The sequence below is a fragment of the Staphylococcus taiwanensis genome (genome assembly GCA_020544305.1).
GTDB classification, from domain to species: Bacteria; Bacillota; Bacilli; order Staphylococcales; family Staphylococcaceae; genus Staphylococcus; species Staphylococcus taiwanensis.
In genome coordinates this window covers 1,572,607-1,588,436 of sequence record CP058667.1, presented here as the reverse complement: position 1 = coordinate 1,588,436, position 15,830 = coordinate 1,572,607, and the positions used below count along the sequence as shown (strand labels likewise).

General features: G+C 31.9%; 13 protein-coding genes. All 13 read left to right on the top strand.

The window, feature by feature from the left end; all coding sequences use genetic code 11:
• The first annotated feature begins 16 nt into the window (after positions 1 to 16).
• On the top strand, positions 17 to 811 hold the full coding sequence (locus HYI43_07530) for a TIGR00282 family metallophosphoesterase (GenBank protein ID UDI78399.1): 795 nt from the start codon (positions 17 to 19) through the stop codon (positions 809 to 811).
• 156 nt (positions 812 to 967) lie between these two features.
• Positions 968 to 2,728, top strand: coding sequence for a 2-oxoacid:acceptor oxidoreductase subunit alpha (locus HYI43_07525; GenBank protein ID UDI78398.1), 1,761 nt, complete (start codon positions 968 to 970; stop codon positions 2,726 to 2,728).
• Positions 2,729 to 3,595: a 2-oxoacid:ferredoxin oxidoreductase subunit beta gene (locus HYI43_07520; protein ID UDI78397.1), complete on the top strand. Its 867-nt coding sequence runs from the start codon at positions 2,729 to 2,731 to the stop codon at positions 3,593 to 3,595.
• Between the two features lie 213 nt (positions 3,596 to 3,808).
• Positions 3,809 to 4,426 (top strand): poly-gamma-glutamate hydrolase family protein, encoded by a 618-nt coding sequence (locus tag HYI43_07515; protein UDI78396.1) that lies wholly within the window; start codon positions 3,809 to 3,811, stop codon positions 4,424 to 4,426.
• A gap of 68 nt (positions 4,427 to 4,494) precedes the next feature.
• A complete protein-coding gene (locus HYI43_07510) occupies positions 4,495 to 4,791 on the top strand; it encodes a thiamine-binding protein (GenBank protein ID UDI78395.1) in 297 nt (98 codons plus the stop codon).
• Positions 4,792 to 5,038: 247 nt separating this feature from the next.
• The gene (gene miaB / locus HYI43_07505) at positions 5,039 to 6,580 is read left to right on the top strand and encodes a tRNA (N6-isopentenyl adenosine(37)-C2)-methylthiotransferase MiaB (protein UDI78394.1); all 1,542 of its coding nucleotides are present in this window, start codon (positions 5,039 to 5,041) and stop codon (positions 6,578 to 6,580) included.
• Position 6,581: 1 nt separating this feature from the next.
• Positions 6,582 to 6,947 carry a YlbF family regulator gene (locus HYI43_07500; protein UDI78393.1) on the top strand — a complete coding sequence of 122 codons (366 nt, stop codon included), beginning with the start codon at positions 6,582 to 6,584 and terminating at the stop codon, positions 6,945 to 6,947.
• 17 nt (positions 6,948 to 6,964) lie between these two features.
• Positions 6,965 to 7,456, top strand: coding sequence for an energy coupling factor transporter S component ThiW (gene thiW / locus HYI43_07495; GenBank protein UDI78392.1), 492 nt, complete (start codon positions 6,965 to 6,967; stop codon positions 7,454 to 7,456).
• A gap of 235 nt (positions 7,457 to 7,691) precedes the next feature.
• Positions 7,692 to 10,346, top strand: coding sequence for a DNA mismatch repair protein MutS (mutS, locus tag HYI43_07490; protein ID UDI78391.1), 2,655 nt, complete (start codon positions 7,692 to 7,694; stop codon positions 10,344 to 10,346).
• 13 nt (positions 10,347 to 10,359) lie between these two features.
• The gene (gene mutL, locus HYI43_07485) at positions 10,360 to 12,414 is read left to right on the top strand and encodes a DNA mismatch repair endonuclease MutL (protein UDI78390.1); all 2,055 of its coding nucleotides are present in this window, start codon (positions 10,360 to 10,362) and stop codon (positions 12,412 to 12,414) included.
• A gap of 15 nt (positions 12,415 to 12,429) precedes the next feature.
• Entirely contained in the window at positions 12,430 to 12,963 is a 534-nt protein-coding gene (locus HYI43_07480) for a glycerol-3-phosphate responsive antiterminator (GenBank protein ID UDI78389.1), read from the top strand.
• A gap of 300 nt (positions 12,964 to 13,263) precedes the next feature.
• Positions 13,264 to 14,082: an aquaporin family protein gene (locus HYI43_07475; protein ID UDI78388.1), complete on the top strand. Its 819-nt coding sequence runs from the start codon at positions 13,264 to 13,266 to the stop codon at positions 14,080 to 14,082.
• A 124-nt stretch (positions 14,083 to 14,206) separates the two neighbouring features.
• Complete coding sequence (gene glpK / locus HYI43_07470) at positions 14,207 to 15,706, top strand: glycerol kinase GlpK (GenBank protein UDI78387.1); 1,500 nt, start codon at positions 14,207 to 14,209, stop codon at positions 15,704 to 15,706.
• Positions 15,707 to 15,830: the final 124 nt, after the last annotated feature.

Sequence of the window (15,830 nt, the reverse complement as noted above, 5' to 3'; positions counted from 1 at the left end):
AGAGGATGAACATTAAATGAGAATATTATTTATAGGGGATATTGTTGGAAAAGTAGGCAGAAATGCAATTGCTGAATATTTACCTAAAATAAAACAAACTTATAAGCCAACTGTAAGTATTGTAAATGCTGAGAATGCAGCACATGGCAAAGGTTTAACAGAAAAATTATATAAAGAATTATTAAGAGATGGCGTAGATTTTATGACTATGGGAAATCATACATACGGTCAACGAGAAATTTATGATTTTATAGATGATGCCAAAAGAATGGTACGACCAGCCAATTTCCCTAGTGAAGCACCTGGCGTAGGTATGCGCTTTATTCAAATTAATGAAATTAAACTTGCCATTATTAATTTACAAGGACGTTCTTTCATGCAAGATATTGATGATCCTTTTAAAAAAGCTGATAAGCTAATTGAAGAAGCTAAAAAAGAAACGGACTATATCTTTGTTGACTTTCACGCTGAAACAACATCTGAGAAAAATGCTATGGGTTGGTACTTAGATGGAAGAGCAAGTGTGATGGTAGGAACACATACACATATTCAAACTTCTGATGAACGTATTTTACCTAACGGTACGGGTTACATAACAGATGTAGGTATGACAGGATACTATGATGGTATATTAGGTATTAATCGTGACGAGGTCATTGAACGTTTTATTACTAGTCTACCACAACGTCATGTTGTGCCAAATGATGGCAGAAGTGTACTTTCTGGTGTTATCATTGACTTAGATAAAGAAGGAAAAACGAAACACATAGAAAGAATTTTAATTAATGACGATCATCCATTTAATAAATAGTATAAAAAACAATTATTGTTCTATAAATTAGCTTTTTTTAATGAACTTTTATAGTCCATTAGTATGAATTTAATTAAATGCCACTGTTGACATAGTAAGACGGTGGTTATTTTTGTTATCATTTAATATGAATTATTTCCACAGGAGGCTTATGATATGAAATCACAGATATCATGGAAAGTGGGCGGACAACAAGGTGAAGGTATTGAATCAACAGGAGAAATCTTCGCCACAGCAATGAATCGTAAAGGTTATTATCTATATGGCTATAGACATTTTTCAAGTCGTATTAAAGGTGGCCATACTAATAATAAAATCAGAGTATCTACATCACCGGTACACGCGATTAGTGATGATTTAGATATTTTAGTCGCATTTGATCAAGAAACGATTGAGTTAAACCATCATGAAATGAGAAAAGATAGTATTATTATTGCTGATGCTAAAGCAAAGCCTAACAAACCAGAAGATTATCGTGCACAACTAATAGAATTACCGTTTACTAGTACTGCAAAAGAATTAGGTACAGCATTAATGAAGAATATGGTTGCAGTCGGTGCAACATGTGCAATTATGGATTTAGATACAACTACATTTGAAGATTTAATCACTAATATGTTCATTAAAAAAGGCGATAAAGTTGTTGAAATGAATATTCAAGCATTAAATGAAGGATACAATTTAATGAAAGAACAATTATCAGATGTTGAAGGTGATTTTAAATTAGAAGCGAATAATGAATCGCCACATTTATATATGATTGGTAATGATGCAATTGGATTAGGTGCGATTTCTGCAGGGTCTAGATTTATGGCTGCTTATCCTATTACGCCTGCATCTGAAATTATGGAATACATGATTGCTAATGTGCCTAAAGTAGGTGGTACAGTTGTTCAGACTGAAGATGAAATAGCTGCTGCTAATATGACTATTGGAGCTAATTATGCTGGTGTTCGAGCATTTACAGCTAGTGCTGGCCCAGGTTTATCACTTATGATGGAAGCAATAGGACTTTCAGGAATGACTGAAACACCATTAGTAATTATTAATACGCAACGTGGGGGGCCATCTACAGGTTTACCTACTAAACAAGAGCAATCTGATTTAATGCAGATGATATATGGTACGCATGGTGATATTCCAAAAATTGTAGTTGCACCTACTGATGCTGAAGATGCGTTCTATTTAACTATGGAAGCATTTAATTTAGCAGAAGAATATCAATGTCCAGTGATAATATTAAGTGATTTACAATTATCATTAGGTAAACAAACTGTAAAAAATCTTGATTATAATAAAATTCAAATCAATCGTGGTAAGTTATTACAATCAGATATTGAACGCGAAGAAGACGATAAGCAATACTTTAGAAGATACGCTTTAACAGGTAATGGCGTTTCACCAAGACCTATTCCAGGTGTTAAAGGTGGCATTCACCACGTAACTGGTGTTGAACATAATGAAGAAGGTAAACCAAGTGAAGCTGCAGAAAATAGACGTCAACAAATGGAGAAACGTATGAGTAAAACTGCAAATTTACTTATTCAAAATCCAATTGAATTAAAAGAAAATCATGAAGAAGCAGATATCTTATTTATTGGCTTCATTTCAAGCAAAGGTGCAATTCAAGAAGGTGCAGATAGACTTAATAACCAAGGCATTAAAGTAAATACAATGCAAATTCGCCAATTGCACCCATTACCTAAAGATTTAATACAAGATGCTATTAATAAATCATCAAAAGTAGTTGTAGTAGAACATAACTATCAAGGTCAGTTATCAAATATTCTAAAAATGAATACTAACATACAAGAAAAGTTAGTTAATCAAACTAAATATGATGGTACGCCATTTTTACCATATGAAATAGAAGAAAAAGGCCAAGAAGTAGTAAAAGAAATTAAGGAGTTGGTATAATTGGCTACATTTAAAGACTTTCGTAATAATGTTAAGCCAAACTGGTGTCCAGGATGTGGAGATTTCTCTGTCCAAGCTGCAATTCAAAAAGCAGCAGCTAATGTAGGGCTTGAACCAGAAGAAGTTGCTATTATAACTGGTATTGGATGTTCAGGCAGATTATCAGGCTATATTAATTCTTATGGCGTACACGGCATTCATGGACGTGCCTTACCATTAGCTCAAGGTGTTAAAATGGCAAACAAAGATTTAACTGTCATTGCTTCAGGAGGAGATGGTGATGGTTACGCTATTGGAATGGGACATACCATTCATGCTTTACGTCGTAACATGAACATGACTTATATTGTTATGGATAACCAAATTTATGGTTTAACTAAAGGTCAAACATCACCGTCGTCAGCTGTTGGTTTTGTCACTAAGTCAACACCTAAAGGAAATATTGAGAAAAATGTAGCGCCATTAGAATTGGCATTATCATCAGGAGCTACTTTTGTAGCACAAGGATTTTCAAGTGATATTAAAGCTCTAACTAAATTAATTGAAGATGCAATAAATCATGATGGATTTTCATTTGTAAATGTGTTCTCACCATGTGTAACGTATAATAAAATTAATACTTATGATTGGTTTAAAGAACATCTCACTAGTATAGATGAAATTGAAGATTATGATCCTACTGATAAACAATTAGCTATGAGAACGGTATTAGATCATGAATCATTAGTTAAGGGAATCGTTTATCAAGATACTGAAACTCCATCATATGAATCACAAATTGATGAATTAAATGAAAGTGCGTTAGCTAAGCGTGATATTCATATTTCAGAAGAAGACTTTAATAATCTAACTGCACAATTTGTATAATATAAACATTAGTCACTCTCAAATATTTAATATTTGAGAGTGATTTTTTGATATTAAAGACTAATAAAGAGTGAGTATTACTGATTTGTTTATGTAACTAATATAAAAAATTAGAGTTTTAAAATTTAGTAATTTTTGTTAAAAGGTCGTTAATTACTTTTTAAATTAAACTATAAGGGAATAAAATTTAAAAATAAAAAAGTGAGGCATAAAATGGATAAATATAATTCAATGCAAAAATTAGAAACTGAAACTGCTGAAAATGAAGATTGGGAAATAGTTACTGAGAATAGAAATAGTGAAGTGACAGTATTAGCTATTCATGGGGGAGGCATTGAGCCAGGCACTACTGAACTTGCAAATGTAATTGCCAATGAGGGACATTTTAATTATTTTGCGTTTAATGGTATTCGAAAAAAAGGGAATAACGAATTACATGTGACATCTATAAAGTATGATAATGAAATAGCTATGAATTTAGTAAATGAGAGTTACAGAGCAATAACCGTGCATGGGTGTCAAGGCGATGAAGCAGTTGTATATGTAGGTGGTAAAGATAATGAATTAAAGAGTGAAATTTCTAAACAACTAAATAAAATTGAAATCAATGTTCAAGACGCTCCTAGCAATATGGCGGGGGCACAAGATAATAATATAGTAAATTGCACAATAAATGGTGCGGGCGTTCAATTAGAACTTACTTCTAAGTTAAGACAATCATTGTTTAAAAACGAAAGATATAATCGGAAAAGTAGATTAGATTCATCAAACTGGGATGAAACAATGTATGAATTTGGAAAAGCTATAAATAATGCAATAAATAATATTTAATTAACTCAGAATTTTTAAAATGATAATGTTAAAATAGTGTTAGTAAAAGATTATTGAGGTGGTTATTTATGCAAGATACGTTAATGAGTATTCAAATTGTTCCTAAAACACCAAATAATGAAGATGTTATTCCTTTTGTTGATGAGGCAATTAAAGTAATTGATGAATCGGGACTTCACTTTAGAGTAGGACCACTTGAAACAACAGTTCAAGGTGATATGAGTGAGTGTTTGATTTTAATTCAAAAATTAAATGAGAGAATGGTTGAATTAGAGTGTCCTAGCATTATTAGCCAAGTTAAGTTTTATCATGTACCCGAAGGCATTACGATTGAAACCTTAACTGGTAAATATGACGAGGCATAAATATTTAGAGGAGTGCAAATCAAATTGTGCTCCTTTTTTAATACCTAAAAATGTAATTCAATGTTGTCACTTTCTTACATGTAATCGTAATTAATTAAATAGAGTAGCCATTTATATTGTTATTATTAATAAATATAGTAATATGAATATAAATTTTGTTCGAAATTTCAACTCTTTTTGCACTTTATGGCTAACTTTAATATAATGTACTAATGATATAAGGGCATATAGAAAGGAATTTTTAAAAGTGAATGAAGAGCAAAGAAAAGCTGGTACGATAAATATTTTAGATGAACGTGATAAAAAAGTAGAAAAAGATTATAGTAAATATTTTGAAAAAGTTTACCAACCCCCAAGCTTAAAGGAAGCACGTAAACGTGGGAAACAAGATATTAATTATAAGCATGATTTTCATATCGAAGATAAATATCAAGGTATGGGAAAGGGTCGTACATTTTTAATCAAAACGTATGGTTGCCAAATGAATGCCCATGATACAGAAGTAATGGCTGGAATTTTACAAGCGTTAGATTATACTGCAACCGATGATATTAACGAAGCGGATGTAATTTTAATAAATACTTGCGCTATCCGAGAAAATGCTGAAAATAAAGTGTTCAGTGAAATAGGTAATTTAAAGCATCTTAAAAAGAATAGACCAGAAGCATTAATTGGTGTTTGTGGCTGTATGTCTCAAGAAGAATCAGTAGTAAATAAAATTTTAAAATCTTACCAAAATGTTGATATGATTTTTGGAACACATAATATTCACAAATTACCAGAAATTTTGGAAGAAGCTTACCTTTCTAAGGCAATGGTAGTTGAAGTGTGGTCTAAAGAAGGCGATGTGATTGAAAATTTACCAAAAGTTCGTGAAGGTAGCACTAAAGCATGGGTGAACATCATGTATGGTTGCGATAAATTCTGCACCTATTGTATTGTACCTTTTACTAGAGGTAAGGAACGTAGCCGTAGACCCGAAGATATTATTGAAGAGGTTAGAGGCCTAGCACGGGACGGTTATAAAGAAATTACTTTATTAGGCCAAAATGTTAACTCGTATGGTAAAGATATTAAAGGATTAGAATATGGACTTGGCGATTTATTAGAAGATATTTCTAAAATAGATATTCCACGTGTTCGTTTTACTACGAGTCATCCATGGGACTTTACTGATCGAATGATTGAAGTAATTGCTAAAGGTGGCAATATTGTTCCTCACATTCATCTGCCGGTGCAATCAGGAAATAATGCTGTATTAAAAATTATGGGACGTAAATATACGAGAGAGAGCTATTTAGATCTTGTAAGTAGAATTAAAAATGCAATACCTAATGTAGCATTAACAACGGATATTATTGTCGGATACCCAAATGAAACTGAAGAACAGTTTGAAGAAACACTATCTCTTTACGATGAAGTTCAATTTGAACATGCCTATACTTATTTATATTCACAAAGAGATGGTACACCAGCCGCTAAGATGAAAGACAATGTACCTGAAAATGTTAAAAAGGAACGTTTACAAAGATTAAATAAAAAAGTTGGACAATATTCTGAAGTCGCAATGAAACAGTATGCAGGGGAAACTGTTACTGTATTATGTGAAGGTGTAAGTAAAAAAGATGACACTGTACTTGCTGGATATACTGAAAAAAATAAATTAGTAAACTTTAAAGGACCAAAAGAAGCAATTGGTCAATTAGTTAATGTTAAAATTGATGAGGCAAAACAATATTCTCTTAATGGAACTTTTAAAGAATTCCATAACATAATGGTGACTAATTAAAATGTATAGTAAAGAGGAAATACTAAATCAAACTGAAAAACTTTCGCATAATATAAAAAATCTAGAAATTATTAAATCATATCAAAGTGTTGAGAAACAAATTCATGAAAATCAAACGATTGAAATGAAGATGAAAAAATTAAAAAAACAACAAAAGCAATCTGTGAATTTTCAAAACTACGGTAAACAACAAGCTTATCAACAATCAGAAAGCGAAATCCAATCATTAGAAAATGAAATTAACGAACTTCCTATAGTTGAAGAATTTCGATCAGCTCAATATGAGGCTAATGACTTCTTACAAATGATGGTAAGTACAATGGAAAACAGATTAAATGAACATAATGAAAATGAACACGAGGATTGATAGAAAGGATTAAGACCATGAATACTAAAAAACTTACCCTTACAGCTTTATTAATAGCTTTTAATGTTGTATTTAGTAGCTTAATCGTAATTCCTTTAGGACCCGTTAAAGCTGCACCAATTCAACATTTTGTTAATGTATTATGTGCAGTGTTTGTCGGTCCTTGGTATGGATTGGCTCAGGCATTCATATCTTCTATTATAAGAAATGCATTTGGAACTGGAAGCTTTTTTGCTTTCCCAGGAAGTATGATAGGTGTACTGTTAGCAAGTGCTTTTTACATTTATAGAAAACATATTTTTATGGCTGCTATTGGTGAGGTTATAGGTACTGGTATTATAGGTAGTTTATTATGTATTCCAGTAGCATGGATAATAGGAATGCAAAATTTCTTTGTAAAACCATTAATGCTTGCATTTATCGTTTCAAGTTTCATAGGTGCTGGCATTAGTTACTTTTTATTAATTATCTTAAAAAGACGAGGTTTACTAGATAAATTTAAAATATAGCATAAAGCGTTATTTAAAAATCATAAGGATTATTATTTCTCAGTATGTGTTTAAAACATTTCATGTTTTACATTATTGTTTGAAATAATAATCTTTTTGTTTTTATAGCAATCGTCAATTAATAGCAGAAGAATGATTACATGTTGAGTGACGAGCGTCGATGAACGAGTTATGTTAAAATGTATTAGTTAAAAAGTACGTAAAAATTGGAAAAATTTAGTAAGGTTGTGAAAATATGTCGAATACGACACCGATGATGCAACAATATTTAAAAATAAAATCGCAATATCAAGATTGTCTATTGTTTTTTAGATTGGGTGATTTCTATGAAATGTTCAATGAAGATGCAAAAGTAGCTTCAAGAATTTTAGAAATAACTTTAACTAAGAGAGATGCTAAAAAAGAAAATCCAATACCTATGTGCGGCGTGCCATATCATTCAGCAAATAGCTATATTGAAACTCTTATAAATAATGGTTATAAAGTAGCCATTTGTGAACAAATGGAAGATCCAAAACAAACAAAAGGCATGGTGAAAAGAGAAGTAGTGAGAGTTGTTACACCTGGAACAGTAATGGAACAGGGAGGCATGGATGAAAATCAGAATAACTATATTCTTAGTTTTATTCGTAATGATAAAACCTATGCGTTAAGTTATTGTGACATTTCAACTGGTGAGCTTAAAACAACTCATTTCGAAGAAGAAAGTACTTTAATCAACGAAATAATAACGATAAATCCTAATGAAATCGTAGTAAATCAAGAAATTGATGAAGATATAAAAAAACAAATCTCTCTAACAACTGAGACAATTACAGTTAGAGAAGAAATATCTGATGCAACATATGATGTAAATCATCTAAATAATAATGATACTTTTCAAGCTACTCAATTGTTATTAGATTACATTTATCACACTCAAAAGCGTGACTTATCTCATATTGAAGATGTAATTACTTATGCGGCAATAGATTTTATGAAAATGGATTACTACGCTAAAAGAAATCTAGAATTGACGGAAAGCATTAGGCTTAAATCGAAAAAAGGCACGCTATTATGGTTGATGGATGAGACTAAAACGCCAATGGGTGCACGTCGTTTAAAACAATGGATTGATAGACCATTGATTCATAAAGAAAAAATTGATGAAAGATTAGAAATTGTAGAGTTATTCATCAATAATTTCATAGAAAGAGATACATTAAGAGGTTATTTAAACCAAGTATATGATATTGAAAGATTAGTTGGACGAGTTAGTTATGGAAATGTAAATGCACGTGATTTGATACAACTTAAACATTCAATTTCAGAAATTCCTAATATTAAAGCTTTGCTTAATAATATGGATGATGTAGCAACGAATCAATTTAATGAATTAGAACCATTAGAAGATTTACTGAAAGTATTAGAGGATAGTTTAGTAGAAGAACCTCCTATATCTGTTAAAGATGGTGGGTTATTTAAATCGGGTTTTAGTAAGCAATTAGATGAATATACCGAAGCATCTAAAAATGGGAAAGACTGGTTAGCTCAATTACAGGCGAAAGAAAGAGAACGTACTGGTATTAAATCACTTAAGATAAGTTTTAATAAAGTATTTGGTTACTTTATCGAAATTACTCGAGCAAATCTTCAGGGCTTTGAACCTAATGAATTCGGTTATCACCGTAAACAAACATTATCTAATGCAGAACGTTTTATTACAGACGAACTTAAAGAAAAAGAAGATATTATTCTTGGTGCAGAAGATAAAGCAGTCGAATTAGAATATCAATTATTTGTGCGTCTTAGAGAACATATAAAATCTTATACTGAAAGATTACAGAAGCAGGCTAAGATTATTTCAGAATTAGATTGTTTGCAAAGTTTTGCAGAAATCGCTCAAAAATACAATTATGTTAGACCTGAATTTAGTGATGATAAAACATTAGAATTGAAAAATTCTCGTCATCCGGTTGTAGAGAGAGTAATGGATTATAATGATTATGTACCAAACGATTGTACACTTAATCAAAATAATTTTATTTACCTAATAACTGGACCAAACATGTCAGGTAAATCAACATATATGAGACAAGTTGCAATCATTAGTATTATGGCACAAATGGGTGCTTATGTTCCTTGTGATGCAGCAACATTACCAATATTTGATCAAATCTTTACAAGAATAGGTGCTGCTGATGACTTAGTATCAGGTAAAAGTACATTTATGGTAGAAATGTTAGAAGCTCAAAAAGCATTGACTTATGCAACTGAAGATAGCTTGATTATATTCGATGAAATTGGTAGAGGTACCTCTACGTATGATGGCTTGGCATTGGCTCAAGCAATGATTGAATATGTAGCGCAAACGTCTCATGCCAAGACGTTATTCTCCACACACTATCATGAACTAACATCTTTAGATCAAGAATTGGATTGCTTGAAGAATGTGCACGTAGCTGCAGATGAATTTAAAGGGGAATTAATCTTCTTACACAAGGTTAAGGATGGGGCAGTAGATGATAGCTATGGTATTCAAGTAGCTAAACTAGCTGATTTACCTGAAAAAGTTATTTCAAGAGCGCAAGTGATTCTAAATGCTTTTGAAGATACTAATAGTAATTCATTAAATATTAAAAAATCTACTGTTACTGAGTCTGTACCAACTCAAGAAATCAATAATGAAGCGGTTGCTAATGCCATTGATAATTCAAATGAATTAAGTAATATGCAAAACAATAAAGAAAAAACGAATTCTAATGAATTTGAACAGGCAAGTTTTAACTTATTTGAATCAGATTCAACAGTTAGTGAAATTGAAGAAATAATTAAAAATCTGAATATCTCTAATATGACTCCTATTGAAGCACTATTAAAATTAAGTGAATTACAAAATCAAATAAAATAGAGGTGGTCTAGAAGTGGGTAAAATAAAAGAGCTACAAACCTCACTTGCAAATAAGATAGCTGCTGGTGAAGTAGTTGAAAGACCAAGTTCAGTAGTTAAAGAATTACTTGAAAACGCTATAGATGCACAATCAACTGAAATCAATATTGAAGTCGAACAATCTGGAATATCTTCTATTCGAGTAGTAGATAATGGAACAGGTATAGAGCAAGATGATTTAAAACTTGTATTCCATAGACATGCTACAAGTAAATTAGATGCAGATGATGATTTATTTCACATAAGAACATTAGGCTTTCGTGGTGAAGCGTTAGCCAGCATTTCCTCTGTCGCTAAAGTTACACTTAAGACTTGTACTGACAGTGAAAACGGCCATGAAATTTATGCTGAAAATGGTGAAATATTATCCCAAAAGCCAGCTAAGGCTAAAAAAGGTACTGATATCAAGGTAGAATCACTATTTTATAACACACCAGCACGATTAAAGTATATTAAAAGCCTTTATACAGAATTAGGTAAGATTACTGATATTGTAAACCGAATGGCAATGAGTCACCCGGATATTCGAATATCTTTGATTTCAGATGGTAAAGTATTATTAAAAACAAATGGCTCTGGTAAAACAAATGAAGTGATGGCAGAGATTTATGGTATTAAAGTTGCAAAAGATTTAGTTCATATTGAAGGCGATACGAGTGATTACCATTTAGAGGGATATGTTGCCAAACCAGAACATTCTCGTAGCAATAAGCATTATATTTCAATTTTTATAAATGGTAGATATATCAAAAACTTTGTGTTAAATAAAGCGATTGTTGAAGGTTATCATACTTTACTTATGATCGGTCGTTATCCAATTTGCTATATCAATATTCAAATGGATCCAATATTAGTAGATGTTAATGTTCACCCAACAAAACTTGAAGTTAGATTGTCTAAAGAAGAACAATTATATAATCTAATCGTTGAAAAGATTCGTGACGTATTTAAAGATAGAATTTTAATTCCACAAAATGATTTAGATCATACACCGAAGAAAAATAAAGTATTACATACTTTTGAACAACAAAAATTAGACTTTGAAAAACGACAAAATTCTACTCAAACTGAACATAATAATTCAAATGAAGCAACTACTAGTCATCAAAATATAAACGGTAACTCAAACCAAAATACTAACAGTAACTTTGAATACAATAGTACATCACAAGAATCAATACCTAACGATGTTTCTGATTCATCATCCCTTCATAATAATAAACGTACGGAAGAAGAAGATTACTTTCAAATTCAGAAAGAAATTTTAAATAATTTGTATAGAGAAGCGTCGTCAACTCAAGATAATCAAGATAGAACTGTTTCATCAACATCTGATTCAGAATCAGACACGTTTATATCTGAAATATCAGAGTCGGATGCTCAAGCGACTTATTACGAACAAGAGAATAACGATATTAAAGGAAAAGTAAGTAAAACACCTTCTCGTCGTGTGCCTTATATGGAGGTTGTTGGTCAAGTACATGGCACTTATATTATTGCCCAAAACGAAAATGGCATGTTTATGATAGACCAACATGCGGCACAAGAACGTATTAAATATGAATACTTTAGAGAGAAGATTGGCGAAGTTACAAATGAAGTTCAAGACTTACTCATACCATTGACATTCCACTTTTCAAAAGACGAACAAATCATTATTGACCAATATCAAGAGGAATTAGATAAAGTAGGTGTACATTTAGAACATTTCGGTGGCCATGATTATATTGTGAATAGTTATCCAGTGTGGTTCCCAAAAGCCGAAGCAGAAGAAATTATTCAAGATATGGTTGAATTAGTATTAAATCATAAAAAAATTGATGTGAAAAAGATGCGTGAGGATGCAGCAATTATGATGAGCTGTAAAAAATCTATTAAAGCGAACCATTATTTAAAAATAAATGAGATGGCGGATTTAATAGATCAATTACGTGAAGCGGAAGACCCATTTACATGTCCTCACGGTAGACCGATAATTATCAATTTCTCAAATTATGAACTTGAAAAATTATTTAAACGAGTAATTTAGAGAGGAATGCGATTGATGAAAGAATACGTATTACCAGCTATCCGCAACATGAAAGATTTAGAAAAATTGACGCAAACGGATTATAAAATATGCGTGTTATTAGATATGCATATAGGACATTTAAAGAGTGTAATGGCGTTACTTCAAAAAAATGATATTGAGGCATATATTCATATTGATTTAATTAAGGGAATGTCACATGATGAATACGCATGTGAGTACATTATACAAACATACCAACCTAAGGGTATCGTTTCAACAAAGTCTAAAGTGATTCAAAGAGCCAAAGCACTAAATAAACTTACGATATTTAGAGTGTTTATCATCGATAGTCAAGCTTTAAAACGTAGTATTCATCTAATTAAAAAGGTAGAACCTGATTATGTTGAAGTTTTACCTGGAATTGCACATAAAATTGTGAAAATCGTTGATGAAGAAACACCTTCTAAAGTCATTGCAGGTGGATTAATCAATGAAGAAAGTGAGATTCAAGAAGCAATTACTAGTGGTGCAAGTTATGTAACCACTAGCAATCGATCTTTATGGTAAATTTAAAATAAAAAATTTTAATGTGCGTATTTTGCATAATAATAGTGCATGTAATTTTAAAGCTTAAAAATATGTAAAAAAATACAATATATACCGTTCCATTTATTAATAAAAAAATGAAAACATTTATACTTTTTTAAATTCAAACTGTGACAATATTTTAACAAAAGTATTGACAACGCTTACACCGTTTATGTATGATTTAAACAAGTTAATATTAGATGAAGAGACTAAGAGATTTCTGCAATGCCTTATCAGTGCTTTTGTAGGAATCTCTTTGTCTTAATAGGAGGTTTATTCATGAACGTATATTTAGCAGAATTTTTAGGTACTGCTATCTTAATATTATTCGGTGGTGGGGTCTGTGCTAACGTTAATTTAAAACGTAGTGCAGGTCAAGATTCAGATTGGATAGTAATTGCTGCAGGTTGGGGTTTAGCGGTATCGATGGGTGCATACGCTGTTGGTAAATTTTCAGGAGCACATTTAAATCCAGCAGTAACTATTGCTTTAGCAATGGATGGCGGTTTTAGTTGGGCACAAGTACCTGGATACATCATTTGTCAAATGCTTGGTGGTATTTTTGGCGGTGTACTCGTTTGGTTAATGTACTTACCACATTGGAAAGCAACTGAGGATCAAGGTGCAAAATTAGGTGTATTCTCTACAGCACCTGCTATTAAAAACTATTTTGCAAACTTTTTAAGTGAGATTATTGGTACAGCTATTTTATGTTTGGGTATTTTGTATATCGGCGTTAATAAAATTGCTGATGGAATGAATCCTTTAATCGTTGGTGCATTAATCGTTGCGATTGGTTTAAGTTTAGGTGGTCCAACAGGATATGCGATTAATCCAGCCCGTGACTTAGGACCTAGAATCGCTCATGCCATTTTACCAATTGCTGGCAAAGGTAGTTCAAACTGGGGTTATGCTATCGTACCGGTATTAGGACCTATCTCTGGCGGAATGCTTGGTGCAGTTATTTACAAAGTGTTTTATAAAGGACAATTTGATTTCGTTTGTGCAATAGGAATCATCTTAGTTATTGCTACGTTATTACTAGGTTTAGCTTTAAATAAAGCAAACAAATCAAAAGACATTGAGTCTATCTATTAATATTTTAAATAATTATCTAATTTTATGATTATTTTTTTGGAAAAGTGCTATTTATATAGTACACTTCCTAATCATTTTTTATATTGATATCGCATTTTATACACATTAGAGAGGGAGAACATTTATGGAAAAATACATCATGTCTATTGACCAAGGAACAACAAGTTCAAGAGCAATTTTATTCGATAAAGAAGGTAACATCAAAGGTGTTGCACAAAGAGAATTTAAGCAATATTTCCCAAAATCAGGCTGGGTTGAACACGATGCCAATGAAATTTGGACTTCAGTATTAGCCGTTATGGCAGAAGTACTTAATGAATATGAAATTAATGCGGATCAAATTGAAAGTATAGGTATTACGAACCAACGTGAAACAACAGTTATTTGGGACAAAAATACTGGACGACCTATTTATCACGCAATTGTTTGGCAATCACGTCAAACGCAATCAATCTGTCAAGAATTAAAAGATAAAGGTCATGAAGAAACATTCCGCAATAAAACGGGGTTATTATTAGACCCATACTTTGCAGGTACGAAAGTGAAATGGATTTTAGATAATGTAGATGGTGCTAGAGAAAAAGCTGAAAACGGCGACTTATTATTTGGAACTATCGACACATGGTTAGTTTGGAAATTATCTGGTGGTGAAGCTCATATCACTGATTATACAAATGCTAGCCGTACATTAATGTACAATATTTACGATTTAAAATGGGAAGAAGAGCTTTTAGAATTATTAGAAGTTCCAAAACAATTATTACCAGAAGTTAAAGAATCAAGTGAAGTATATGCACATACTAAAGATTATCATTTCTTCGGACAAGAAGTACCAATTGCTGGTATCGCTGGTGACCAACAAGCAGCATTATTTGGTCAAGCTTGTTTTGAAAGTGGAGATGTTAAAAATACGTATGGAACTGGTGGATTCATGTTAATGAATACTGGTGAGAAACCAGTTAAATCTGAAAGTGGTTTGTTAACAACAATTGCTTATGGATTAGACGGAAAAGTCAATTATGCACTTGAAGGTTCTATCTTTGTATCAGGATCCGCTATTCAATGGTTACGTGATGGTTTAAGAATCATCAATTCTGCACCACAAACTGAAAATTATGCAACACGTGTTGAATCAACTGAAAATGTGTATTTCGTTCCAGCATTCGTAGGTTTAGGTACACCATATTGGGATTCAGAAGCGAGAGGTGCAATTTTTGGTTTAACTCGTGGTACTGAAAAAGAACACTTCATTCGTGCAACACTAGAATCATTATGTTACCAAACGCGCGACGTAATGGAAGCAATGTCAAAAGACTCTGATATTGATGTTAAAACATTACGTGTAGATGGTGGCGCAGTAAAAAATAACTTTATCATGCAATTCCAAGCTGATATTGTTAATACACCTGTAGAACGACCAGAAATTCAAGAAACGACAGCTTTAGGTGCTGCATATTTAGCAGGACTAGCAGTTGGTTTCTGGGATAGTAAAGACGAAATCGCTAATAGATGGAAATTAGAAACAGAATTTAAACCACAAATGTCTGAAGAAGACAGAACTAAGTTATATAAAGGTTGGAAGAAAGCAGTAGAAGCAACTCAGGTCTTTAAATTAGAAGATTAATTACTATTAATGGCTTAGTTTATAGAAGTGTGTTACCATATAATTAAGTTAATAAATTAATCGAGATTTGAGAGACCTGTCTTCATACAGTAGCATTCTGTGTGGATAGGTCTCTTTATTTTTC

What these genes read in the sequence shown, in the direction of transcription:
- HYI43_07530 (UDI78399.1), top strand. Translation starts at nt 17, where the DNA reads ATGAGAATATTATTTATAGGGGATATTGTTGGAAAAGTAGGCAGAAAT.
- HYI43_07525 (UDI78398.1), top strand. Translation starts at nt 968, where the DNA reads ATGAAATCACAGATATCATGGAAAGTGGGCGGACAACAAGGTGAAGGT.
- HYI43_07515 (UDI78396.1), top strand. Translation starts at nt 3,809, where the DNA reads ATGGATAAATATAATTCAATGCAAAAATTAGAAACTGAAACTGCTGAA.
- HYI43_07510 (UDI78395.1), top strand. Translation starts at nt 4,495, where the DNA reads ATGCAAGATACGTTAATGAGTATTCAAATTGTTCCTAAAACACCAAAT.
- HYI43_07500 (UDI78393.1), top strand. Translation starts at nt 6,582, where the DNA reads ATGTATAGTAAAGAGGAAATACTAAATCAAACTGAAAAACTTTCGCAT.
- thiW (UDI78392.1), top strand. Translation starts at nt 6,965, where the DNA reads ATGAATACTAAAAAACTTACCCTTACAGCTTTATTAATAGCTTTTAAT.
- mutS (UDI78391.1), top strand. Translation starts at nt 7,692, where the DNA reads ATGTCGAATACGACACCGATGATGCAACAATATTTAAAAATAAAATCG.
- HYI43_07480 (UDI78389.1), top strand. Translation starts at nt 12,430, where the DNA reads ATGAAAGAATACGTATTACCAGCTATCCGCAACATGAAAGATTTAGAA.
- HYI43_07475 (UDI78388.1), top strand. Translation starts at nt 13,264, where the DNA reads ATGAACGTATATTTAGCAGAATTTTTAGGTACTGCTATCTTAATATTA.
- glpK (UDI78387.1), top strand. Translation starts at nt 14,207, where the DNA reads ATGGAAAAATACATCATGTCTATTGACCAAGGAACAACAAGTTCAAGA.